Origin of the sequence: Paenibacillus castaneae, from assembly GCF_002884445.1 — a bacterium.
GTDB classification, from domain to species: domain Bacteria; phylum Bacillota; class Bacilli; order Paenibacillales; family Paenibacillaceae; genus Pristimantibacillus; species Pristimantibacillus castaneae.
In genome coordinates this window covers 4604324-4628767 of record NZ_KZ614144.1, presented here as the reverse complement: position 1 = coordinate 4628767, position 24444 = coordinate 4604324, and the positions used below count along the sequence as shown (strand labels likewise).

General features: G+C 45.8%; 19 protein-coding genes. 17 read left to right on the top strand and 2 right to left on the bottom strand.

Going from position 1 to position 24444, the window contains the following annotated elements:
• The first annotated feature begins 179 nt into the window (after nucleotides 1-179).
• The 10 genes from alaS (at nucleotide 180) to CEF13_RS29350 (ending at nucleotide 12369) form a co-directional block, all read left to right on the top strand.
• Nucleotides 180-2813 carry an alanine--tRNA ligase gene (gene alaS, locus CEF13_RS20760; RefSeq protein ID WP_102713570.1) on the top strand — a complete coding sequence of 878 codons (2634 nt, stop codon included), beginning with the start codon at nucleotides 180-182 and terminating at the stop codon, nucleotides 2811-2813.
• Nucleotides 2814-2851: 38 nt separating this feature from the next.
• On the top strand, nucleotides 2852-3115 hold the full coding sequence (locus tag CEF13_RS20755; RefSeq protein WP_102713568.1) for an IreB family regulatory phosphoprotein: 264 nt from the start codon (nucleotides 2852-2854) through the stop codon (nucleotides 3113-3115).
• 23 nt (nucleotides 3116-3138) lie between these two features.
• Nucleotides 3139-3555 (top strand): Holliday junction resolvase RuvX, encoded by a 417-nt coding sequence (ruvX, locus tag CEF13_RS20750; protein ID WP_102713566.1) that lies wholly within the window; start codon nucleotides 3139-3141, stop codon nucleotides 3553-3555.
• Between the two features lie 8 nt (nucleotides 3556-3563).
• The gene (locus CEF13_RS20745) at nucleotides 3564-3860 is read left to right on the top strand and encodes a DUF1292 domain-containing protein (protein WP_102713564.1); all 297 of its coding nucleotides are present in this window, start codon (nucleotides 3564-3566) and stop codon (nucleotides 3858-3860) included.
• Nucleotides 3860-4171: a DUF1292 domain-containing protein gene (locus CEF13_RS20740; protein WP_243864248.1), complete on the top strand. Its 312-nt coding sequence runs from the start codon at nucleotides 3860-3862 to the stop codon at nucleotides 4169-4171. Before CEF13_RS20745 ends, CEF13_RS20740 begins: the two co-directional genes overlap by 1 nt.
• A gap of 150 nt (nucleotides 4172-4321) precedes the next feature.
• Complete coding sequence (gene mltG / locus CEF13_RS20735; protein ID WP_243864254.1) at nucleotides 4322-5437, top strand: endolytic transglycosylase MltG; 1116 nt, start codon at nucleotides 4322-4324, stop codon at nucleotides 5435-5437.
• A 43-nt stretch (nucleotides 5438-5480) separates the two neighbouring features.
• A complete protein-coding gene (locus tag CEF13_RS20730; RefSeq protein ID WP_102713562.1) occupies nucleotides 5481-6413 on the top strand; it encodes a peptidase U32 family protein in 933 nt (310 codons plus the stop codon).
• A gap of 24 nt (nucleotides 6414-6437) precedes the next feature.
• Entirely contained in the window at nucleotides 6438-7700 is a 1263-nt protein-coding gene (locus tag CEF13_RS20725; protein ID WP_102713560.1) for a peptidase U32 family protein, read from the top strand.
• A 184-nt stretch (nucleotides 7701-7884) separates the two neighbouring features.
• Nucleotides 7885-10080, top strand: a complete 2196-nt coding sequence (locus tag CEF13_RS20720; RefSeq protein WP_243864256.1) for a methyl-accepting chemotaxis protein — start codon at nucleotides 7885-7887, stop codon at nucleotides 10078-10080.
• A gap of 201 nt (nucleotides 10081-10281) precedes the next feature.
• A complete protein-coding gene (locus CEF13_RS29350) occupies nucleotides 10282-12369 on the top strand; it encodes a peptidoglycan D,D-transpeptidase FtsI family protein (RefSeq protein ID WP_243864258.1) in 2088 nt (695 codons plus the stop codon).
• 644 nt (nucleotides 12370-13013) lie between these two features.
• Here the strand turns inward: CEF13_RS29350 and ytvI are convergent.
• Entirely contained in the window at nucleotides 13014-14129 is a 1116-nt protein-coding gene (ytvI, locus tag CEF13_RS20705; protein WP_102713558.1) for a sporulation integral membrane protein YtvI, read from the bottom strand.
• A 165-nt stretch (nucleotides 14130-14294) separates the two neighbouring features.
• Here ytvI and CEF13_RS20700 point away from each other — a divergent pair, with 165 nt between their 5' ends.
• The gene (locus CEF13_RS20700; protein WP_102713556.1) at nucleotides 14295-15707 is read left to right on the top strand and encodes a polysaccharide deacetylase family protein; all 1413 of its coding nucleotides are present in this window, start codon (nucleotides 14295-14297) and stop codon (nucleotides 15705-15707) included.
• Nucleotides 15708-15827: 120 nt separating this feature from the next.
• Here the strand turns inward: CEF13_RS20700 and ilvD are convergent, their stop codons facing one another.
• Complete coding sequence (ilvD, locus tag CEF13_RS20695; RefSeq protein ID WP_102713554.1) at nucleotides 15828-17513, bottom strand: dihydroxy-acid dehydratase; 1686 nt, start codon at nucleotides 17511-17513, stop codon at nucleotides 15828-15830.
• A 228-nt stretch (nucleotides 17514-17741) separates the two neighbouring features.
• On the opposite strand from ilvD, the gene CEF13_RS20690 reads away from it, so the two are divergent.
• The 6 genes from CEF13_RS20690 to CEF13_RS20665 all read left to right on the top strand — a co-directional run bounded on the left by CEF13_RS20690 (nucleotide 17742) and on the right by CEF13_RS20665 (nucleotide 24431).
• Nucleotides 17742-18446, top strand: coding sequence for a response regulator transcription factor (locus CEF13_RS20690; protein WP_102713552.1), 705 nt, complete (start codon nucleotides 17742-17744; stop codon nucleotides 18444-18446).
• The gene (locus CEF13_RS20685) at nucleotides 18436-19539 is read left to right on the top strand and encodes a sensor histidine kinase (protein ID WP_102713550.1); all 1104 of its coding nucleotides are present in this window, start codon (nucleotides 18436-18438) and stop codon (nucleotides 19537-19539) included. The genes CEF13_RS20690 and CEF13_RS20685 overlap by 11 nt, the downstream gene beginning before the upstream one ends.
• A gap of 93 nt (nucleotides 19540-19632) precedes the next feature.
• Complete coding sequence (locus CEF13_RS20680; RefSeq protein ID WP_244917110.1) at nucleotides 19633-20604, top strand: D-alanyl-D-alanine carboxypeptidase family protein; 972 nt, start codon at nucleotides 19633-19635, stop codon at nucleotides 20602-20604.
• Nucleotides 20605-20827: 223 nt separating this feature from the next.
• Nucleotides 20828-21283, top strand: coding sequence for a MarR family winged helix-turn-helix transcriptional regulator (locus CEF13_RS20675; protein ID WP_102713548.1), 456 nt, complete (start codon nucleotides 20828-20830; stop codon nucleotides 21281-21283).
• A gap of 146 nt (nucleotides 21284-21429) precedes the next feature.
• Nucleotides 21430-22458, top strand: a complete 1029-nt coding sequence (locus CEF13_RS20670) for a BMP family lipoprotein (protein WP_102713546.1) — start codon at nucleotides 21430-21432, stop codon at nucleotides 22456-22458.
• Between the two features lie 473 nt (nucleotides 22459-22931).
• Nucleotides 22932-24431 carry an ABC transporter ATP-binding protein gene (locus CEF13_RS20665; RefSeq protein WP_102713545.1) on the top strand — a complete coding sequence of 500 codons (1500 nt, stop codon included), beginning with the start codon at nucleotides 22932-22934 and terminating at the stop codon, nucleotides 24429-24431.
• The last annotated feature ends 13 nt before the right edge of the window (nucleotides 24432-24444 follow it).

Sequence of the window (24444 nt, the reverse complement as noted above, 5' to 3'; positions counted from 1 at the left end):
AGCTCTTTTCGGAGTGTGAATGAACTTCACCGGGTGGACCCGTTATCGTCTAATGAAGGCGATTGCGCATGCCTATTGGCAGTAAGCGCAATAACCAGGGTGGTACCGCGAAATCATTCGTCCCTGTCTATGACAGGGGCGTTTTTTGTGTTTTATAAGCTAAAGGGGGGCTCCTACTAATGAAAGCTAGTGAAATCCGTGCCAAATGGCTTGCTTTTTTCGAAAGCAAAGGCCACAAAATTGAACCAAGTGCATCACTCGTACCGCATAATGATCCATCTTTGCTTTGGATTAACGCAGGTATGGCGCCATTGAAGCCTTACTTCGACGGACGCATCATTCCAGAAAATCCACGCATTACGAATTCACAGAAATGTATCCGTACAAATGATATTGAAAACGTAGGCAAGACAAGACGTCACCATACTTTTTTTGAGATGTTGGGCAATTTCTCAATCGGTGATTATTTTAAAGAAGATGCGATCACATGGGGCTGGGAGTTTCTAACAGATAAGCAGTGGATTGGATTTGATCCGAACCGTTTGTCCGTTACGGTATATCCGGAGGATGAAGAAGCATTTAAATTATGGAATGAGAAAATCGGTCTTCCTGCGGAGCGTATTTATAAGCTGGAGGAAAATTTCTGGGATATCGGCGAGGGCCCTTGCGGACCTTGTACAGAAATTTTTTATGACCGCGGCGACAAATATGGCGACTTGTCTGATCCAGAGTGCTGGCCAGGCGGAGAGAATGAGCGCTTTCTAGAGGTATGGAATATTGTATTCTCGGAATTCAACCACAATAAAGACGGCAGCTATACGCCGCTTCCTAATAAAAACATTGATACAGGCGCGGGCCTTGAGCGATTTACTTCTATTTTGCAGGATGTTGACTCAAACTTCGATACCGACCTGTTTATGCCTATTATTGAGAAAACCTGCCAAATTGCGAAAGTAAGCTACAAAACGAATGCAGAATATGATGTTGCGCTTAAAGTAATTGCGGACCATATTCGTACTGTTGCTTTTGCAGTAGGAGACGGCGTTATGCCTTCAAATGAAGGCCGAGGCTACATTATTCGTCGATTGCTTCGCAGGGCGGTACGCTACGGAAAAACGATCGGTATTGACCGTCCATTCTTGCATCAATTGACTGCTGTCGTTGGCGAAGTCATGGGTGTGTACTACCCAGAGGTAGTTGAGAAGCGTGAATTTATTGAAAGAGTTATCCGTACGGAAGAGGAGCGCTTCCACGAGACGCTGTCCGATGGCCTTGCAATGCTCTCTGAGCTCGTTGCTGCTGCTGGTAAAGCAGGAAGCAAAGAAATTAACGGCGATGATGCATTCCGGTTATACGATACGTATGGCTTCCCATTTGATTTAACGGAAGATTTCGCTTCCGAGAATGGGATGACGGTTGATCGGCAAGGCTTTGATGCCGCGATGGAAGCGCAGCGTGAACGTGCGCGTGCAGCGCGTCAAGATACAGGAAGCATGAAGGTACAGGGCGGTCCACTCGGTGATTTTACGGTTAAAAGTGAGTTTATTGGCTATAATGAACTGGTAACACAAGCTCAAATAATGGCTGTCGTTCATAACGATATATTGGTGGAATCCGCTGAAGTAGGCAGCAAGGTTCTCGTTATTCTTGATCATACGCCATTCTATGCGGAAAGCGGCGGCCAGGTCGGTGACAAGGGGCTAATTTCTGGCGATAGCTTCACACTGCAAGTGGAGGATGTAACGAAAGCACCGCACGGTCAAAGCGTTCATCATGTCGTTGTAATAGAAGGTACTGTTCGCACGGGACAAGCAGTTAAGGCTGTTGTTGATAGAGCAGTGCGCGATGATGTAATTAAGAATCATACGGCTACCCATTTGCTTCATAAGGCATTGAAAGAGGTGCTGGGCGATCACGTTAATCAAGCGGGATCGCTTGTAGAAGCAGACCGTCTGCGTTTCGACTTTTCGCATTTCGGCAGCATTACAGCTGAGGAGCTTGTGGAGATCGAGCGCCGGGTAAATGAGCAAATTTGGCTTAGCACTCCGGTTTCGATCAGTATAAAATCGTTGAATGAGGCAAAAGCAATGGGCGCTATGGCATTGTTCGGCGAAAAATACGGCGACGTGGTACGTGTAGTTCAGGTTGGAGCTTATAGCTTGGAGCTATGCGGAGGCTGTCATGTCGGCAATACGTCGCAAATTGGACTATTTAAGCTGCTGAGCGAGAGTGGAATCGGATCCGGCGTACGAAGAATTGAAGCTGTAACGGGCAAACATGCGTATAACTACCTAGAAAGCCAGCTTGATCTGCTTAAGCTGTCGGCTTCTTTATTGAAATCGAATACGAATGACGTTCCTAAACGAATTGAAGCCTTGTTCGGACAAGTGAAGGAGCTTTCCCGCGATAATGAATCTCTCCAAGCGAAGCTTAGCCGAATTGAAGCGGGCTCCTTAGAGGAAAGCGCGAAAACCGTGAACGGCGTGACTATATTATGTGCGAAAGTGAACGCTCCTTCGATGGATGCACTCCGTGGCATTGTCGATGAGTTGAAGCTAAAGCTTGAGTCCAGCATTATCGTGCTTGGCGCCGTAGCTGATGATAAGGTAAATCTTGCGGCAGCCGTATCAGCGGATTTGGTTAAAAAAGGCTTCCATGCTGGTAAAATTGTAAAAGAAGCTGCTGTTCATTGCGGCGGCAGCGGCGGCGGTCGACCTGACATGGCACAAGCGGGCGGCAAAGATACGTCCAAGCTTGATGAAGCGTTGAAACTTGCGGAAAAACTAGTTCTGGACCAATCAAATGTGGTATGATAAGAAAGAATAGTGGTTTGGAAAGTGAGGTGCTGGCGATGAGTTCTATGGACAATACGATGAAATTTAACGTGAAGGCGGAAGGGGTTGAATCTTCTCAGGACATTTTGCTGTCAGTGTATGAAGCACTTCTAGAGAAAGAGTATAATCCGATTAACCAGATCGTTGGGTATTTGCTGTCCGGAGATCCCGCGTATATTCCGCGGCATAACAACGCCAGAAGTCTCATTCGGAAGAAAGAACGAGACGAATTGATTGAAGAGCTTGTCCGGTTTTATTTAAATCACAAGAAACAACAATAAATGAGGCAGGAGCCGGACAAGACATGAGAGTTATGGGATTGGATTATGGCGACCGCAGAATTGGCGTGGCCGTTAGTGATGCGTTTCGCTGGACCGCGCAAGGAACCGAAGTGATTGAACGCAGACGTGACGGCGGTGAAGTTGACCGAATTGCTGATCTTGTGAAAGAGCATGAAGTCAGTGAAATAGTGGTTGGCCTGCCGAAAAACATGAACGGTACTATCGGTCCGCGAGGCGATATTTCTAAAGTATTTGCAGAAGAACTTCAGCAGAAACTAAACATACCTGTTCACCTTTGGGACGAAAGGCTGACGACAGTTGCTGCCGAACGGACGCTTATCGAAGCGGACGTCAGCCGGAAGAAGCGAAAACTTGTAATAGACAAAATGGCGGCGACGCTGATTTTGCAAAATTATCTCGATTCTAAAACGAAAAGGTGAGGGTAAAAATGACAAACGAAGAACTGGAATATGAAGAACCGGAAATTATCTATATCCCCGATGAAGAAGGTAACGAAGAGGAATTCGAAGTTATCATGAAGTTCGAAGTAGATGGTTCCGATCAGAAATATATGATGGTTGTTCCTCTAACAAGCGATAATGAAGAGGAAGATGAAGTTTACGCTTTCCGTTACGAAGAAGATGGAGACGACCTTAAGCTATACACGATTGAAGATGAAGAAGAATGGAACATGGTCGAAGAAACGTTTAATACGCTTCTCGGCGAGATGGAGGAACAGGACTAATGTCAGGCAACGAACAGCAATCGCCAAAAATGCTGAACAGCTTGAAAACAGCTTTCGGTAACGAGGTAGAGTTGGAAGCGGATGACGGAAGTGTTGAAGTATATGATATCAAAGCGGAATTTCAGCTGGGTGATCGTATATATGCAGCTCTGCAATCAGATTCCATGCGCAGTGAGGATGAGGTAGAATTATTCCGTGTTACGGAAACAAACGGTGAGCCTCAACTTGAAACGATTGAAGACGACGAAGAATGGGAAGCAGCTTCAGAAGCATATGATGATCTATTGTTTGCGAACACGGAGCAGCCTTAAGAAATGAAGCTACAAACAAAAGGGCGGCTTATAGCCGCTCTTTTGTTCAAGTATGAGAAATAAGACTGTAAAGCTAAGCTGAGTCGCCATAGGATGGTCTCAGCATTTTCGCCTGCTTAAATCGACAAACCTGAAAGAGGAGGTCTAAGGTTGGATCATTCATCTCAGCAGCTAGAGCAGCGTGACCAGCATTCACCATCTGGTCCGAAGCGAAGCCGCATTACACTATGGGTTATTTTAAGCTTATTAGGTATTATGATCGCAGGAGCAGGGGGAGCTTTCCTTTATGTTTGGAGCAGCTTGCAGCCAGCTTCAAGCGGCGATGTGCAAAGGGTGGAAATTCCGAGAGGTACGTCAGCAAACAAGGTTGCAGATTTGCTTGAAGAGCAAGGGATTATAAAAAATGCTTTTATTTTTAAATATTACTTGAGGTTCAACAATCAAGGCGCTCACTTTCAAGCTGGATTATACGAGCTTAACCCTGGCATGGACAAAGATGCGATTATCGCCAAGCTGAACGCCGGCGATACGGTAGCAGCCGAAACGATCCGATTTACGATACCGGAAGGCTTTACTGTATTACAAATTGCGGACAAGCTTGCGGCTGATAAGCTGATTGATAAACAAAAATTTCTTGAGCTTGCTGCGACTAAAAAAACATGGGGCGGTGCCGAGGCTGTTCTCTCTATTCCAGATATAGATACGCTGCATCAAAGACTGGAAGGCTATATGTTTCCAGAAACCTATGAAATGAAAAAAGGCAGCACGGAAGAGGATATTATTAAACGAATGGTTACTCAGTTGGATCTTAAGCTTGCATCACTGCCAGAAGGTTGGCAGGATGTGCTTGAAGAGAAAGGCTTGACGGTTCATGAAGTGCTAACCATTGCATCGCTAGTGGAGCGTGAGGTTGTTGTTGACGCAGAACGGGCTCTAGTAGCAGGTGTTATTTATAACCGGATTAACGACGGCATGCCGCTGCAAATTGATGCTACTGTTCAATATTCGTTAGACAAGCCTAAAGAAAGATTGTATGAAAAGGATTTATTGATCGATAGTCCTTATAATACGTACAAAGTATCAGGCTTGCCGCCTGGGCCAATCGCTAACCCAAGTATCGATTCCATTATTGCAGCGATCTATCCTGAGGAAACCGAGTACTTCTTTTATGTGACCAAAAAGGATGGAAGTCAGACTCATTTATTCGCAAAAACGTATAAAGAGCATTTAAAAAATATTGATAAAAGTAACGCAGCAGCAGGATAGTCTAATACGAAATAAGCAGGATGTTTTTTGAGGGGGATTTGAAATGGCGTACAAGCCGGAATTGTTAGCTACGGCCGCATCGTTAGAGGAGCTAGAGAAGCTCATGGCTGCAGGCGCAGACGCTTTTGTCATCGGTGAAGCACGTTACGGTATGCGGTTAGCTGGAGAATTTAATGTTGAATTAATTGCCGAAGCGGTAAAGCTGGCGAAGCCCAAAGGTGTCCGTATATATGCAGCTCTTAATAATTTGATGGATAATGATACGGCAGATTCACTTGGCCCATATATCGCTTCGCTCCATCATATCGGGGTCGATGCGATTGTATTTGGTGATCCGGCCGTGCTTATGGCAGCCAAAGTACATGCGCCAGGTATGGCATTGCACTGGAACGCAGAAATGACATCAACCAACTATGTCACCGCAAATTATTGGGGCCGCAGAGGAGCGACAAGATACGTGCTAGCCAGGGAGCTTAATATGGAGCAGGTTGTGGACACGACTGCAGGTACAGAGCTGGAGCTGCAGGTACAGGTTCACGGCATGACCAATATTTATCATTCCAAGCGTTCGCTGGTAGATAGCTATATGGAGCATCAATCGGATTCTGAGAGATTGCCTGTGAAGGATAAAGAGCGCGGTCTTTATGTGATTGAGACGGAACGGCAGGACGAGCGTTATCCGATCTACGAGGATGCGAATGGCACTCATATTATGAGCTCTGATGATATTTGCATGATAGAAAACCTTCATGAGCTGATGGAAGCAGGCATTCACAGCTTGAAGATAGAGGGAATTATGAAGTCGATGGCATACAATGAAACCGTCATTCGAGCTTATCGTCAAGCGATTGATGCATACGTTGCAGATCCTGCAAGCTATGTTTTTCAAGAAGAGTGGCTGGAATCAATTCAAGCGGTGCAGGATTCCAATCGAGAGCTGAGCTATGGATTCTTTTATAAAGAGCAAGTGTACTGAGAAGTGTGGGAGGTTGAATAACGAATGACAACAACAATGAAAACAGCTCCTCGTTTCCAAGGAAAAAGGCATCGGCTTGACAAGCCAGAGCTGCTTGCTCCGGCAGGTAATTTAGAGAAGCTGAAATTTGCGGTCCATTACGGTGCGGATGCAGTCTATATTGGCGGGCAAAAATACGGCTTGCGATCCAATGCGGATAACTTCAGCTTTGAAGAGATGAAGGAAGGCGTGCAGTTCGCTGAGCGTTACGGAGCGAAAGTGTTTGTAGCAACTAATATATATGCGCATAACGAGGATATGGATGGCCTTGAGGATTATTTGCGCGAGCTGGAAAATGCCGGGATTTCTGCGATAATTGCTGCGGACCCCGTTATTATCGAGACAGCTCAGCGTGTAGCGCCGAAGCTTGAGGTGCATTTGAGTACGCAGCAATCCACGCTTAACTGGCAGGCTGTACAGTTTTGGAAGGATGAGGGTTTGCCGCGTGTCGTGCTGGCCCGGGAAACAAGCTTCAAGGATATTGCTGAAATTAAGAAGCATGTAGATATTGAAATAGAAGCTTTCATTCATGGCGCTATGTGCTCGTCCTTCTCAGGGCGATGCGTGCTTTCAAACCATTTCACGGATAGGGACTCCAATCGCGGCGGCTGCTGTCAGTCTTGCCGGTGGAAGTATGATCTCTTTGTCGACGATATGCCACTGTACCCAGAGGATGAGGATAAGTTTACAATGGGCTCCAAGGATCTGTGCATGATCGAGTATTTGCCAGAGCTGATTGAGGTCGGTGTAGACAGCTTCAAAATCGAAGGCAGAATGAAGAGCATTCATTATGTGGCTACGGTTGTCAATGTATATCGTCAGGCGATAGATGCCTATTTCGACGATCCGGAGCATTTCGAGCTGAAGCGTGAATGGATCGAGGAGATTAATAAGGCGGCTAATCGACCGCTTAATACAGGCTTTTTCCTTGATACGCCGGGAGCCGAGGACCACATTTACGAGCCGGAGGAGAAAGCTGCGCCCTATGATTTTGCGGGAATTGTTATGGATTACGATGCGAAAACGGGATTTGCTACGATACAGCAGCGCAATCACATTAAGCTGGGCCAGGAAGTAGAATTTGTTGGTCCGCAAGGAACTTTCTTTAAGCAGACCATTACGGAAATGACAGATGCGGAAGGCCAATTACTTGATACGGCGCGGCATCCGCTGCAGCATATTCGAATTCGGACACTTAAGCCCGTAAGACCAATGGATATGATGCGAAAAAAAATAGGCAAGAAATAAAGTGATATGCGACTAGAGTCTTATTTTTATTTATAAAAATAGGACTCTTTTTTATTTTTCTTATTATGAATTGACATCCATCTGCCGATATAAAATAATAGACTCAAAATACATATTTCGGCAAGATTCGCTAGCACCCTATGAACTATAAATGACACTTAAAATTAAAGGCGGAGGTCTTTCCATGAAAAAGGAAAAAATGAAAAAAACAAAGCAGCAAAAGGAAGTTGAGCTAGGTGACGTGAGTACCGATGGTGCAGCGAAGGAGCATACGAAAATGAAGGCGCTCTCAAAAGCGGCTAAATCAGCAGCTGGCAATGTGAAAGCTGCAAGAATATCGAATCCGCTGAAATCAGTAGGACTCCAGCTCTTTTTGATCATTTTTTGCAGCATAATTGCATGTGTACTAACCGTAGGTCTTATGGCATATTCCAAATCAAAAGATATTATCGAGAATAAGGTTTCGAATGCAAGCTTGCAAACGATCACTCAAGTGGCCAATAATTTAGACATCATTTTTAAAACGTATGAGGATATGACGTTTCAAATACTAATTGATAAAAGCTTCCACGAAACGGTTCGGAAGATAATCGATAGCCCAGATGACTTTAGCAGATTTGAGTCAACACGCCTCTTAGGCGATAAAATGCAAACTTATGTATTAGGCAATAACTCGATTACAGGGCTTATTCTATTGCCTCTCAAACCAAATCTCGCAGTTGTTACAGCTGGCACTGCAAGCACAACAAGTGTAGAGAAGCTTGCTGCCACAGATTGGTATAAGCAAGTCATTGAACTTAACGGCAAAGCCATGTGGATTGCACCACAGAAGGACGGTTTCGCAGGATCGAACAATACGCCTACAGTCGGCATAAGCCGAGTGATTAAAGACAGCGTAACGAATGAAGCCTCTTATGTACTGCTTCTGGAAATTAAGCTTGATTCCATCGCTAGTCGCTACAGTGAAGTTAATCTGGGCGAGGGCAGCGAAATAACGATTATTGACGAAAATGGCAATTACATAACAAATAACGATGCAGCTTTAATAGGTACACCGACCGTAGTTAATATATCTGCTGAAGGTGAAAAAGGTGAGCACGGGACTGAAAAAGTTTCCATAAAAGACGGTGGGAATGTTCTCGCAGCATTCAAAACCTTTGAAACAATGGATTGGAAGCTGGTTGGCGCTGTGCCGGTAAATGAGCTTGTAAAGGATGCCACAGCTATTCGTAACATGACATGGATTACCGTGTTTGTAGCTGCATTAATTGCAATTGGTATCGGAATAATGGTTATTTTACAAATTGCAAGACCGCTTGTGAAGCTAAGCAGCCTTATGACAGACGGTGCTAGCGGAAACCTGACCGTTCGTTCAAAGCTGAAGAAGCGGTCTGATGAAATAGGTCAGCTTAGTGAAAGCTTCAATATGATGATGACGCAAATAACAGCTCTTGCTGTTCAGACGACTCGCTCAGCAGAGGATGTGCTTCTAACAGCGTCTGATCTGAGTGAAGCTTCTAAGAAAACGGCATTATCTGCGAAGGAAATAGCAGTTGCTACTGAAGAAATTGCAGGCGGCGCAACAAGCCTTGCGATGGAAGCAGAAAGAGGCACCGATTTAACTTCGAACATCAATGTGCAAATGAAAAAAGTAATTGATGCGAATCAACAGATGGTCCATTCGGCGAACGAGGTTGAGAAGGCTAGTGAGCAAGGAACCTCATACATGGGCATTCTGATTGAGAAAACAGGCATGACGGAAGAAATGACGCGTACGATGGTCGAGAAAGTAGATGCGTTGAAGGAAAGCACAGTGTCAATCGTCAAAATTTTGGACGTGCTGAACAACTTAACGAAGCAAACGAATATTTTATCTCTGAATGCAGCAATCGAGGCAGCTCGCGCTGGCGCAGCCGGCAAAGGCTTTATGGTCGTAGCTGACGAGATTAGGAAGCTTGCGGACCAGTCTCGTCAATCTATCGATGTGGTTGGACAGATTACGGAAAAAATCAGGGGAGAAATTGATGAGACGGTACTCGTATTGTCTGATGCATATCCACTGTTCCAAGAGCAAATCGGTTCCGTTAAAGAAGCCAATCAAATTTTCTTGACTGTACAAGGCCAAATGGGACAGTTTGTCGAGAGATTGGATATTGTAACAGAATCAATCGGTCAGCTTGACGAGTCTCAATCCATATTGGCGGTAGCGATGACGAATGTGAGCGCGGTTGCCGAGGAATCATCAGCGACATCTGAGGAAGTAGCATCTCTCAGCTCCGAGCAGCTTAGCATAAGCGGCAGCATGGTCCTTCTATCTGAGAAGCTGGATACGGTATCTCGTGAGCTTCAAGAGTCATTATCGAAGTTTAAGATGAATTAGCCCTTATAGGGCAATCAGGGAAAGAGCTGTTCAGGCATTTATTGCTGAATGGCTCTTTTTTTGTTACTAGGATGTCGACATCCGTTTATGTTCGGGTGAGTTGAATAGTGATGTTTGAACCGATGGAGGAGAAGGAAATAATGATTATATGATGAACTTTGAACGATTAAGAGCAAGCTGACAAATAACGGGAGTGACATCATGGGTATGTTTAGACGCATTTGGATCGCTGCGATATTTATTAGTTTAATCATGACCGTCTACATCCTGCGATTGGCTTGGCTTCAGCTCATGCCAAACAGCACCTCTGCTTCTATTTATTCCAGTACGCCAGGCAGGGGAAGCTGGCAGAAGCTTTCTGTCGCCCAGCGTCAGCGTAATTTAGTGCTGGATACGGGAAGAGGAGATTTCTATGATCGCAATGGGCGCCCCATAACCGGCGAAACCTATTCGGCAGTCGCTTTTTTTCCAGTCAGGCCTGATGCTCGCGGAAGTGAGAAGGCTATATCTGAGCTCAGTAAGCTTCTAGGAGTGTCTGAGGACAAGCTTGTCCAAACTTGGAATCATGTAAAGGAACCTATCTTTTGGAAAGTGAATGAGGATTTGCTGCCTATGAGGCTGACTGAAGAGCAAAAGAAACGTATAGAGGCGCTTAAGCTGAACGGAATTCGTGTGCTCCCGTACCGAAACCGTTATTTGCAGCATTCAGGGGCTAGACAGGTTATCGGAATTACGAGCCAGCATCCGGAATGGCTGCAGGCGAACCATTCGAAGGAGCTTGTAAGCGGCAAGCGCAAGCTGACGGATCAGGTAGGAGGCTCAGGGCTGGAAAAGTCGCTTGACAAGCTGCTGCATGGCGTAGGAGCCACTTCCGTTTCGTATTTCATTGATGGTCGCAATGGCCCTTTGCATGGACTGGATATGAGGATCACGCAGCCTAACAACCGATATTATCCACTGCAGGTTATGACGACACTCGATATGGAGCTGCAAAATAGGATCGAGGCTTATGCGGATAAAATGGGTTTGCAGGAGGGAGCGATCGTGGTGCTCGATGCCCATAATGCAGACGTAGTCGCAATGGTCTCCCGTCCGAAGCTGAAACCGGGCAAATTTCAAGCTGCCGACGGTTCAGAATGGGCAAATCATGCGCTGAAGGCTGCAGCTCCCGGCTCCATTTTTAAACTTGTTACGGAGGCTGCTGCTTTGGAAGCGGGAGTAACAAATAAGCGTGAAACTTTTTTTTGTGATGGTGAATATGGCAAGTACGGCTTATCCTGCTGGAAGGAAGGCGGTCATGGCCTGTTGACCTTGCAGGAGGGACTAGCACAGTCGTGCAACATTGTTTTTGCAACTATAGCAGAGCGGCTGAAGCCCTCGCAGCTCCAACGTACCGCAGACGCGCTCGGCATAGGCAAGCAGGCCGGCTGGCACCGCGAGCGTGCCTTCGGTCCTTTCACCGCTCCGCTGCGGCTGCTGGAGGAAGAAGAGGCCGGAGCGCTCTTTGCGCCTGCTGGAACAGCGGCGAGCGGCGCGGGGCATGGCGGGAGTGTGGAGAGCGATGGAGCTGGGACAGCGGGGAATCGAGCGAGTGTGGAGCGTCGTGGAGCAAGCGATGGAGCTGGAGCAGCGGAGAGCGGAGGGAGTGTGGAGCGTCGTGGAGCAAGCGATGGAGCTGGAGCAGCGGAGAGCGGAGCGGAGCGAGGAGGGAGCGAGAAGCGGAGCAGGAAGCAAGAGCAGCAGCGTCAGCTGCGCGAGCGAGCGGCGGCTCTTGCAGCCGTCGATGGCGGCGTGCTCGCGCAAAGCGGAATTGGGCAGCGTGATGTAAGGATGTCGCCGCTTCAAGCGGCAAATCTGATTGTAACGCTGCTGAATGACGGGCGCGTAATGGAGCCGCGCCTAGTCAGTGAGATCCGCTATGCCAATGGCCAGCGGATGGCAGAGCTGCCCGCGCAGCGTGCGCAGGGCAGCAGTGGCCGGATCATGCCGGCCACTGCTCGTGCGCTGCAGCGCGGCATGGAGGCGGTCGTCGACCATGGAACTGGTCGATCGATCCGCCAAGGGCTGTGGCCGGTTGCCGGGAAATCCGGCACGGCCGAAACAACGCGGGCCGGAATTGCCCGCAACCACCAGTGGTTTGCGGGCTACGGCCCGATTAAGCAGCCTCGCTACGCTATCGCTGTGCTCGTGGAAAACCAGCCGCCTGGCAGTGCGAGCCAGGCAACAAAGCTGTTCCGCGGCGTAATGGATATCGCCGCTAGCATGGACCAAAAAAGCTTGTCCCATTAGGTAAACGGGACAAGCCTTTTTTAGTTTGGCATAGCTTTCATAAACCCACCTTTTCACTGATCGCTCAAGTGAAACGAATGCCGCATATGCTGAAGCTAACGGACATAGGAGACGCTAAATACTGAAATGAGCTCGTTTTGGGAAGTTTACTGACACCAAGGCCGTTATTTATGTGCTTGACATTAAATATGACTCATTTGTGAGGGAATAGCGTATCTGATGTCCGTAAACACTTCAAATGCGGCAAAACCAACCCAATAACGTCTCCTGTGTCCGTTAGCGGCGTAGATGATCTGATTCAACTGATTCTAGTTACCTATAGTCGAAGTTATGTCGTAAGAATGCAAAATTTCGAGGTTGAGCCAAATAAGTGCAGATGTTAGTTAAACGAATGGCAATTCAGAACCCATATAGTAGATATAACAGATTTTATCGGCCACTTTGTATGTACATAACACTTAAACCGCGCTGTCTCCCCAATACTGACCAAATGCAGGCTCTGAAAACACACTTCAATAAAGCTATTATACGATACGAGTATAGAAAGCCAGTGCACACAAAAGAGGGCTTCTACAAAGGATAATACCAATGTAGAAGCCCTTACCAAGGTCTTAAAGCGCTGGAATCCAGTGCCCTAACTCAATTTACTGAGGTGGGTTATTTGGAGGTCCGTCGAACTCACCCTGCGGTGAACGAATCCAGCGGTGGAAGTAGCCGTGGTCGTACAGAGCCTTGATCAGAATGATTAAGATGGGTGATAAAATAACGCCCGCGACTCCGAACAGCGATAGAGAAATGATCATGAAGGCGAGCATGGTGAAGGCGGATACGCCTAAGGAATCACCAGTTATTTTGGGCTCGAGTATTTGGCGCGTCAGCACGACGACTAGAAATAACGCGGATAACCAAATCGCAAGCGAAATTTTTCCGACGATTATTAAATAGATAATCCAAGGGATAAATACAGTTCCTACGCCTAGCAGCGGCAATATATCGAATATCGCTGTTACGACAGCAATCACGAATGCATTTTCCACACGAAGCAGAATGAGCGAAATTAATATAACGATAAATGTAATGCTGATCATTTTGGCTTGAGCCTTTATGTAGAGTGCGATTCCTTTTAAAACATTATTGCGCAGGAAAAAGAAAGCTGTTTTAAATGTTTTTGGTGTTTTGTTCTCAGCTGTTTGTTTCCAGGTCGTAATTTCAATGCTTAAGAAATAAGCTAATATAATCCCAATTACAAAATTGATGATGAAGCTAGATACGGATGAAACATAACCGACGATACCCATCAGCAGCGCTTTTGCGAAGTTTTGCAGCGTCGCGGCTGAGCCTTCAATTAAGTCCTTAGAGCGTTCGACCAAATCCAGATCAGGAGGAAGCGCATTAAAACGCTGTTGGAATTGTTCGGTTATATTGGCAATTTGTAACGCAAGCATTTCTTGATATTTCGGGAAATTGGTTATAAGGGCCGTTCCTTGCTTTGTAATGAGGTAAGCGGCTCCTGAGAATGCGCCCAGTATAAGGAGCGTGAAAAGCAGTACAGAAATGCCGGATGCGATTGATTTCTTCATGCCCAGCTTGTTCAGCCATCTTGCCAGAGGCTCAATACATAAAAATATAAGAAATGATAAAAATATAGGAGTTGCAATTCGGTACAAATAGCTGAAGGAATACATAATTAAATATACAGTGAGTGCGATAAGTGCGATGTCAAAAGCGGTTTTCCAATACTTTTTGTAAAATGGCAGCATGGTTATACTCCTTCTATTTCGATAATCATATTTCCATAAAGATTGTACTATAGTTTTTAAAAAGATGCCTATTTTAATTGTGTTATGCTACAATTAGAGTTATCGTTGTTGTTTTGTACCGCTATCTATTCGTCGAATAAATCATATAACGGTGGGGAAAACAAAATGGAAAATTTGCTGCTATGGGGATTTTATGTATTTACATTTTATGCCTTTCTCCCAGGTCTCATTAGCCGCACCTTTGGTTTTCGAGTATTTAAGAAAGGCAGCGTAGACAAGGAGATATGTCTTACCTTTGATGACGGACCGGATCCGACTTATACGCCGCAGCTGCTTGATCTACTCGCTCGCTATAGCGCGAAGGCGACCTTTTTTGTCGTTGGTGTACATGCTGAAGCAAATACGGAGCTGCTGCAGCGAATGAAGGCAGAAGGTCACATTATTGGTATTCATAATTACGTTCACAAATCGAATTGGCTTATGAGGCCTCGGACGGTTAAGCGTCAAATCGAGCGTACTGCTGATATTATCGAGAACGCTACGGGTCAGCGCTCGACTTATTATCGTCCGCCTTGGGGTATCGTAAACGTATTCGATTATGCGAATTTAGGCCATTTGCAAATTATTTTATGGTCTGCGATGTTTAATGATTGGCGGATTCGTGTAGGGGAGAAGCGTCTGACTAAGCGTATGATGAAGAAGCTTAAGCCGGGCGAGGTTCTACTGCTGCATGACTGCGGCAGGACATTCGGCGCTGACAAGGATGCACCTAGAAATATGCTGATTGCATTAGAAGCGTATCTGAAAGAAGGAACGAAGAAAGGCTATCGTTTTGTCGGCATTGATGAAATGATCAAGCTGACCGATGCCGCAAGAGCTGCGCATTCGCCTATATGGAAGCGTGCGATGATTTGGCTTTGGCTGCTCTGGGAGAAAGCCTTCCATATCGCGTTTCGTTTAAAAACAGTTGGTGACACGAAGGATCCGGCTTTTCATTATCGGGTAACCACATACAATGGCGTACCGATTACATTTGCAGAGGGCGGCGGTGTAGCGAAGGGTGATCTTGTTGCTGAATTGCATTTCGACAACAAAATGCTGTCTACAATAGCAGCCACCTCCAAATCGCCGGTAGCAACGGGTATCCGTATGCTTCGCGAGGTGGAACAGGCGCTTCCGCTTTTGGCTAACCAACTGGCTGACGACGCAGAGGCGAAGAATATAAAAGCTGTTTACGGCGTCACGATGATTCACCGAGGGGCTGATCGACTTGGCTTCGAAATATTCCAACTGCCGGAGGGCTGGTTTGCTAAGTCCACGCGTGTCTATCTGCGCATACTTATTAGAGTACTCACGACCAAGCACAAAACAACTAAGAACCATTCATCTAAGAAGAAGAAAGAAGTAATCTCGCCGCGAATGCTGCTCATGCCTGCAGCGACCATTAGTCGTTATGCTGCGGTGAAGCTGAGTAAGATTCATGAAGAAGCAGAACGGATCACCGATGCTGTAGAGCGGACAATAAACGCAGCGACCGACGAAGCTGCGCAGCTAGGTACGAAAACAACAGCTATTTAATAAAACAACTAATGATAATGCTAATCCTGCAGCTTAGGGGCTATGAACCTGAGCTGCTTCATTAAAAAAATGGCGTACAAGCGGATATTGCTGCTTGTACGCCATTTTAATATTTAACAATTACATTTTCATTACGCCGCCAGTGCTTGCGGAAGTAACAAGGTGAGCATAACGGGCAAGATAGCCGCGTTTGATCTTTAGCTCGAAGCCTTTCCATTCTGAACGGCGCTTCTCGAACTCCTCGTCGCTGATAAGAAGATCCATCGTGCGGTTATTCATGTCAATCTCGACAATATCATCGTCATGAACGAATGCAATCGGACCGCCCTCAGCTGCTTCTGGTGATGCATGACCGATGCTGATGCCGCGTGATGCGCCAGAGAAACGTCCGTCAGTAACAAGCGCTACCTTCGCTCCTAGGCCCATACCAACGATCTGCGATGTTGGAGCAAGCATTTCCGGCATACCCGGACCGCCGCGAGGTCCTTCATAACGGATGATGACTACATGGCCTTCTTTTACTTTTCCGTTCGCAATAGCATGAAGAGCTTCATCCTGCGAGTCGAAGCAAATAGCAGGCCCTTTGTGATAGCCGCCAACCGATTTATCAACTGCGCCTGTTTTGATAATAGCGCCGTTAGGGGCAAGGTTGCCGAATAGGACAGCCAAGCCGCCGCGTTCAGTATGCGGGTTGTCAATGGTACGAATAACGTCTGTATCTTGGATTTCGCAGCCCATTACGTTTTCACGCAGCGTTTTGCCGGTAACTGTCATGCAGTCGCCATGCAATGCGCCTTCTTTCTTAAACAGCTCGTTAAGAACTGCGCTCACGCCGCCTGCATTATGCACATCTTCAATGTGGTAATCAGAAGCGGGAGCGATCTTCGCAAGATGCGGCACGCGCTCTGCAACTTCGTTAATGCGCTCGATTGGGTATTCGATGCCTGCTTCATGCGCAATAGCAAGCGTATGAAGAACGGTGTTTGTCGATCCGCCCATTGCCATGTCTAGCGCAAATGCGTTATCGATCGTATCTTTAGTAACAATATCACGCGGTTTAATACCGAGATCAATGATTTTCATAAGCTGACGTGCAGCTTGCTTAACGAACTCTTTGCGTTCTGGAGCAACAGCAAGAATCGTACCGTTGCCAGGCAGCGCAAGTCCAAGGCCTTCTGCCAAGCAGTTCATCGAATTGGCTGTGAACATACCGGAGCATGAACCACATGTAGGACAACCAAATTGCTCGAGCTCCATCAGTTGATCGTCATTGATTTTACCAGCTTGGTGAGCGCCTACGCCTTCAAATACACTGGAAAGGGAAATGGAACGGCCATCGGATGTTTTACCGGCTTTCATAGGTCCGCCGCTTACGAGCATCGTTGGAATGTTGACGCGAAGCGCGCCCATAATCATGCCCGGTGTAATTTTGTCGCAGTTCGGAATACATACCATTCCGTCAAACCAGTGCGCATTAACGACTGTTTCGATGGAATCGGCAATGATTTCACGGCTAGCGAGTGAATAGCGCATACCAATGTGACCCATTGCAATACCGTCATCTACACCGATTGTATTAAATTCGAAAGGAACGCCGCCTGCCTCGCGGATTGCTTCTTTAACAAGCTTACCGAACTCCTGCAAATGCACGTGACCAGGAATAATATCAATATAAGAGTTGCAAACCGCGATAAACGGCTTGTCAAAGTCTTCCTCTTTAACGCCTGCGGCACGCAGCAAGCTGCGATGTGGTGCACGGTCGAAACCTTTTTTGATCATGTCGGAACGCATTCTTTTGGTCGCCATGTAAGTGCCCCCTATAATTAATAAATTATCAATACTCTCCATTTTATCACAATGGACAAGTGTTGGCTATATTGCGTAAAATCCGAATAACAAACCTCAAACGTTAAAAAAAGATTAAGAAATACTTAAACATTGTGATTTTACGCGCAATGTGAAGACATGATCTTTGCAATTCATGTATAGTATGCTCATTGGACATTATGAGGGTAACAAGGAGGCAGATTGCTGATGGATAGACGGGTATTAATTGTAGATGATGAGCGGGAAATCGCAGATCTTATAGAAATTTATTTGAAGAATGAAGGCTTTATAACGGAAAAGGCATATGATGGCGAACAAGCGCTGCTCAGCTATGGACGGGAGCCATTCGATCTAGTCATATTAGATATTATGATGCCCAAGATCGACGGTTTAGAAGTATGCCGAAAATTAAGGCAAGATCAATCTGTGCCGATTCTGATGCTGAGCGCGAAGGCTGAGGATATGGATAAAATTATGGGACTGATGACCGGGGCTGATGATTATATGATCAAGCCGTTTAATCCTTTAGAGCTTATTGCACGGGTTCGTTCGTTACTTCGTCGCTCTTATCAGTACAGCTCGCAGGGGGAGAACGGAAGCACAGCACGCTCAGATAAGGAGCTGCGCCTAGGACCGCTCCGGATCGATAAGCTTAGCCATTCCGCTGAGGCGGACGGGAAACCGCTGCAATTGACTTCAACGGAGTTTGGTATTCTGCATCTGCTAGCCAGCCATCCGGGTAGAGTATTCAGCGCGGAGGACATTTTCCAGCAGGTTTGGAAAGAGAAATATTTTGACTCAAATAATACAGTTATGGTGCATATCAGCAAGCTGAGGGATAAGCTCGACAAGGAGCTTGGCGATAAGATGATTGTCACCGTATGGGGGGTTGGCTACAAAATTGAAGGATAACATCGCTCTCCGCTTATTCGGCCGTTCATTATTACACTTAATCGTCAGTATTGCATTGGTTATTATTGTTGTTGGAGCATTAATTTTGTTCAGTGAATTTTTTTTGAGTGTGTTAGGAGTGCTGGGAATTCGTACAGCAGTAAGGAACATGGTTAGAGGATTCGGGGAAAGCTACGTCATTTATGGAATAAGCATTGTTTTGTTTATTCTGTTCTTCTCTTGGATGCAGTGGAGATTATTCGGTTATTTCAACAAAATGAACAAGACGGTTAAAGATATGGCCGAAGGAAGATTACACTTAGATCATAAAATGGAAGTGCGCAGCAGCAATCCTTTTGGAGATATGGCTGGTAATGTAAACCGTTTAGCAGGTAGATTACATCTTGCCTTGGAAGAGGAACGGCGAGCAGAGCAGACCAAGAACGAATTGATTACAAATGTGTCCCATGACTTAAGGACACCGCTTACTTCGGTGCTCGGTTATTTAGGCCTGATTGAGCAGGATCGATATCGTGATGAGGTCGAGCTGCGACATTATGTGCAAATTGCGTATGATAAGTCGCAAAGGCTGAACGTTCTCATTAACGATCTCTTCGAATATACGAAAATGCGAAATGATACGAACGCTCTCAAACAGACGAATTTCAATATTGTTGAAATGCTGGGACAGCTTCTTGTGCAATATCATTTGCCGCTTCAAGATGCCGGCATGCAAAGTAAGCTGGTGGCTCGTGAAACGCTTATTACGGTACAAGGTGATGCGGCAAAACTTGTGCGTGTTTTCGAAAACCTGATTGCAAATGCGATGGCATATGGAAGAGAAGGCAAGCGTGTGGTGCTTGCTGTAAATAAGGAAGGGAATGAAGTTGTTGTCGAGGTTATCAATTACGGCGAGCCGATCCCAGCTATCGATTTACCGCATATTTTTGATCGATTCTACCGAGTCGACAGATCGCGAACGCAGTGGACAGGCGGCTCTGGCCTTGGTCTAGCGATTTCAAAAAGCATCGTGGAAATGCACGGTGGTACGATCTCAGTATCAAGTGATCAGAATGAAACCTCATTCCGTGTATCGTTACCTATTGTTAACTGATAATTAAGGTATTCTTATGATTTGGTTACAATCTTCTTAAGCTGCTGCTTCTATACTTGGTTTTATAGAAGGAAAGGCGAGAGGGGAACGAGCATGATGGAAAGTAGAAGGGGCGCTCATAAGAGTAATCATTCATTTATATTTATGCTGATAGCAGCTGCTGTTATCATATGCATGCCCTATCTTGTTTCAATGAAAGATAGCCCGAAAGAATCGGAGCTGGCACTCGGCGCAAGCGCTGCCGTACTGATGGATTTGGATACAGGCAAAGTGCTTTACGAAAAAAATGCCTATGAGGCACTGCCACCTGCCAGCATGTCTAAGATGATGACAGAGCTGATTGTGCTCGATCTGGCGAACGAAGGCAAGCTCGCATGGAATGAGCTTGTGTTGACAAGTCATTATGCAGCGGAGGTGCCAGGCTCGCAAATAGGCTTTGATGCGGGTGAACGCTACACGGTTAGAGAGCTGTTCGAGGCGATGGCGGTTCATTCTGCTAACGATGCTGCCGTTGCGCTGGCAGAGCATATAAGCGGTAATGAAACGGCATTCGTCATGCTGATGAATGCACGAGCCGCTAGAATCGGTTTATCAGAAAGCGCTCAGTTTGGTAATGCAACGGGATTAACCCATGAAGATTTGTTAGCTTTCCCAGAGGCGTCAGCTCAGCGTGATACGATGATATCAGCTAAGGATACAGCTGTGCTCGCCGGGCATCTGCTGAAGAAATATCCTGAAATATTAGAAGTGTCGAAACAGAGCAGCGTTAAGCTGGCAAGCACGATGAAGAAGCTGCCCTCGACGAATTTGATGCTAAGTGGAATGACTTTTGCTTATCCCGGCAACGATGGTTTGAAAACAGGTTATACCGTGCAGGCGGGCTATTGCTTCACGGGAACCGCAAAGCAGGAAGGAAGACGGCTTGTCTCTGTTGTAATGGGAGCCAGCACACCAGAGCAGCGTTTTGAAGAGACGGGGAAACTGTTTCAGTATGGGTTTCAAGAAAGCAGGCTTGAAAGCTGGATTGGCCGTATTCAGAGCAAATTAGGTATACAAGTGAGTTAATAGAAGAAGAAATAAGTGGATGCATGAGAATGGAAGGATAGGAACAGGTCAGCTGGATTGCCAGGCTGGCCTTTTTTTTGACGAATAATTGGAAATCATATACACATCTATTTTAACTGTAGCTGGTGCGGTCAACATAAGGTATGATTCATATGAAAGTGAAGTATTTATTGCATTATTAATGAAACGAAATCCGGGTGGAATAGAATGAGGAGGTAATAAAGTGTATGAATTAACCGAGGAAAAAATGCGATTAATGAAACGACTGGATGAATCCTTTCGTCAGGTGCGCAGATTAATCAATTCGGAATGGAATACTCATAACGTCCATGGCCTAGGTATGACGCATGGCAGGATGCTTACTATATTGGCGAATACAGGGCCGCAGAAGGCATCAGCATTGGCGGAACAGCTTCTCATTACGAGTGGAGGCGTTACGGGTATAGCAGATCGGTTGATCGAGCTTGGTTATATTAAGCGGGAGCGGGGCGATAAGGATCGTCGTGTCGTGATGCTGGATATTACAGAAGAAGGAATGAAAAATGTGGAGCTCATAGAAACGGTCCGGAAAGAGCTAATGCTAAAGCTATTCCGAGGGATGTCTGCAGCCGAAATGGAGAAAGGTCTGTCTATATTTGAGCGAATGAGTCGAAATATGGAAGAAGATGTTACGAAATGATGAATAATTAATCAATACATATCCCAGGAGACCTAATTTATTGTAGAATAAACAAGAAATTTGTCGATTATATACTATTGACAAATCCCGATAATACAACTAGGATTAAAAGGAATTAAATATACAATGGTTTAGGGGAGATTACGATGAAGAAGGCTATTGCTTTAGCGGTATCTTTGTTTTTGATGGTAGCGGTCGTTGCGGCCTGCGGAGCTAGTAAAAACGAAGAGGGCAACAAATCGGGCGGCGACAAAGCGGCAAAGAAAAAAATCGCACTTGTTCTGCCTGAAAAAATCGGTGTTAATAAATTTTTTGTTCTGATGGATGAAGGCTTTAAGAAAGCAGGCGCAGAATTTGGCGCTGATGTAAAAACAATTGAATCTACTGATCCCGCTGGCTTCGAACAAAACCTTCGCGCGACAGTAGCAGAAAACTATGATCTTATTATTACAGCAACCTTCCAAGCGGAAGATGCATTAACTAAAGTAGCTACCGAAAACCCGGACAAATCCTTTGCAGTCATTGATACTGTAGTTGATCTGCCGAACGTTCGCAGCGTAAATTTCCGTGAGCAAGAAGCTTCTTATTTGATGGGTGCAATGGCTGGTCTTGCAACCAAAACCAATATTGTTGGCGCAGTAGTTGCTATGGATGTACCGCTGCTTAGCAAATACACTTCCGGCTTTGAGCAAGGTCTGAAAAGCACAAATCCAGAAGCGCAGTTCCTTATTAACTATGTTGGAGGCTTCACAGATCCAGTAAAAGGTAAAGAGCTTGCTTTGCTTCAAAACACGAAGGGCGCTGACTTTGTTGCAGGTATGGCGGCAGTTGGCGATAACGGCGTTTTTGAAGCTGCGAAAGAGAAAGGCTTCTACACTGCTGGTCAAGATACGGATCGTACCGAAGAAGATGCTGAGCATATTGTTCTATCGCAATTGAAAGGTACAGATGCAGTAGCTTATGAAACAGTAAAAAGCTTTGTTGAAGGTAACTTCACATACGGCGTTGCTGATTACGGCTTGAAGGAAGGCGGCGTAGGTCTTACATTCGTAACGCATGACAGTACTTCACCGCTAAGCGCATTTATTGGACAAGAGAATGTAGACAAAGTAAAAGCTATAGCGGATGATATTATTTCTGGTAAAATAAAAGTAGTAAATCCGTTAGTTAAATAGTAAAAATACCGGCTGCTGCCATGCAGCCGGTTTGTTTGCTTGTTACTTCTAGGACAGCCCTTTCTATACGATCTTCTGCGTACGGGCTCATATCTGATCGTTTTTTTGGAAATAGAGCTAATATTTAGCTCTATTTCTTCAAGAATAAGTGAATTTGGTAGAATAGAGCTAGTTTCTAGCTCTATTTCGCTCATTTATCATCATATGGGCTCATATCTGATCGTTTTTTAGGAAATAGAGCTAATAATTAGCTCTATTTCTTCAAAAGTATACGAATTTGGTGGAATAGAGCTAGTTTCTAGCTCTATTCCACCAAATTATATTGTAATTTTATAAAGCATATCTCTCAGGTATTTGACTTATGGAACAGCCCCGGCTTTTTTGTTTTTATGATTGGGAAACGAATCTTTGCCGCCAGAGTACAGCAACAGCTGTTTACGCATGATCGGCTTATGGAAGGGGAGGGCGTGTGCATGCTGCTGCAAATGAATAGCATCACGAAGTCGTATGGGAATGTAACCGCTAATAGCAATGTGAATTTCACTCTGCAAAAAGGAGAGATTCACGCGCTGGTTGGTGAGAATGGAGCGGGCAAAACGACGCTCATGCGTATTTTATATGGAATGGAAAGCCCAACAAGCGGCGAAATTGTGCTTAATGGGAAGCCGGTAACGTTCGAGAATCCAACCGATGCTATTCGGCATCAAATCGGAATGGTGCATCAGCATTTCATGCTTTTCCCTACTTTCACCATTTCCGAGAATATTGTGATTGGACGCGAGCCGTCCAAAGGGATTGGCTTCGATCGGAAGACAGCGGCAATGGAAACTGAACAGCTCGGCAAGCAATTTGGCATGCCGATTGATCCATGGAAGAAGGTAGCGGATTGCTCCTTAGGCATGCAGCAGCGAGTTGAAATTTTGAAGGTGCTTCATCAAGGAGCAGAAATTATTATTTTGGACGAACCGACAGGTGTTTTGACTCCGCTTGAAGTGAAAGAGCTGCTTATTGCGATCAAAACATTGGCTTCACAAGGAAAAAGCTTTATTCTGATTAGTCATAAGCTGCAAGAAATTATGGATGTAGCCGATCGCATTACAGTATTGCGCGACGGAAAAGTAACTGGAACGGTTTTTTCGAAGGACACTAATGCCGAACAATTATCACGGCTTATGGTAGGCCGGGATTTAATTCATATATCCCGAAACGCAACGGAAGTCGGCCAAGCTGTGCTTGACCTTGAAGGCATAAGTGTTCGAGGCAGCAAAACAAAGCCGCTGCTCAGCGATGTTAATCTTCATGTAAATGAAGGTGAAATCGTAGGCATCGCAGGCATATCTGGCAACGGACAGTCAGAGCTTATTCAAGCGATTTCTGGACTGCTGAAACCAGATGAAGGCATGATTAAGCTGCTTGGGCAAGATGTAACGGGGGCGCCGGTTGGCGCGATTCGGCAAATCGGGCTTGCTCATATACCTGAGGATCGCTATCAATGGGGCGTAGCTAAGGATGCAACTGTAACGGAGAACGGTCTCATGGGTCATACAGGCAAGCATCAGAAATATGGCGTATTAGGCGGGCAGGGCATTCGTCAGATGGTAAGCGAATGGGTAGAGCGATTCGGTATAAAAACTGGCTCATTATCGACGAAGGCACAGTACCTGTCTGGAGGTAATTTACAGAAGCTTATCGTAGCCCGCGAGTTGGCTCAGAAAACCCCGTTTCTTATAGCAGCGGAGCCTACGCGAGGGGTGGATGTTGGCGCTATGGAAATTATTCATGGAGAGCTGCTGAAGAAACGGGATGAAGGTGGAGCCATTTTGCTCATTTCATCTGAGCTGACGGAAATATTGAAGCTGTCAGACCGTATTTTGGTCATGTTCGAGGGGATGATCGTAGGCGAGCTGAATGCGGCTGAGGCTACAGAGGAGCATATTAGTTTGTTAATGGCAGGAGGAAGAGCGGTTGGATAAGCTGTTACAATTC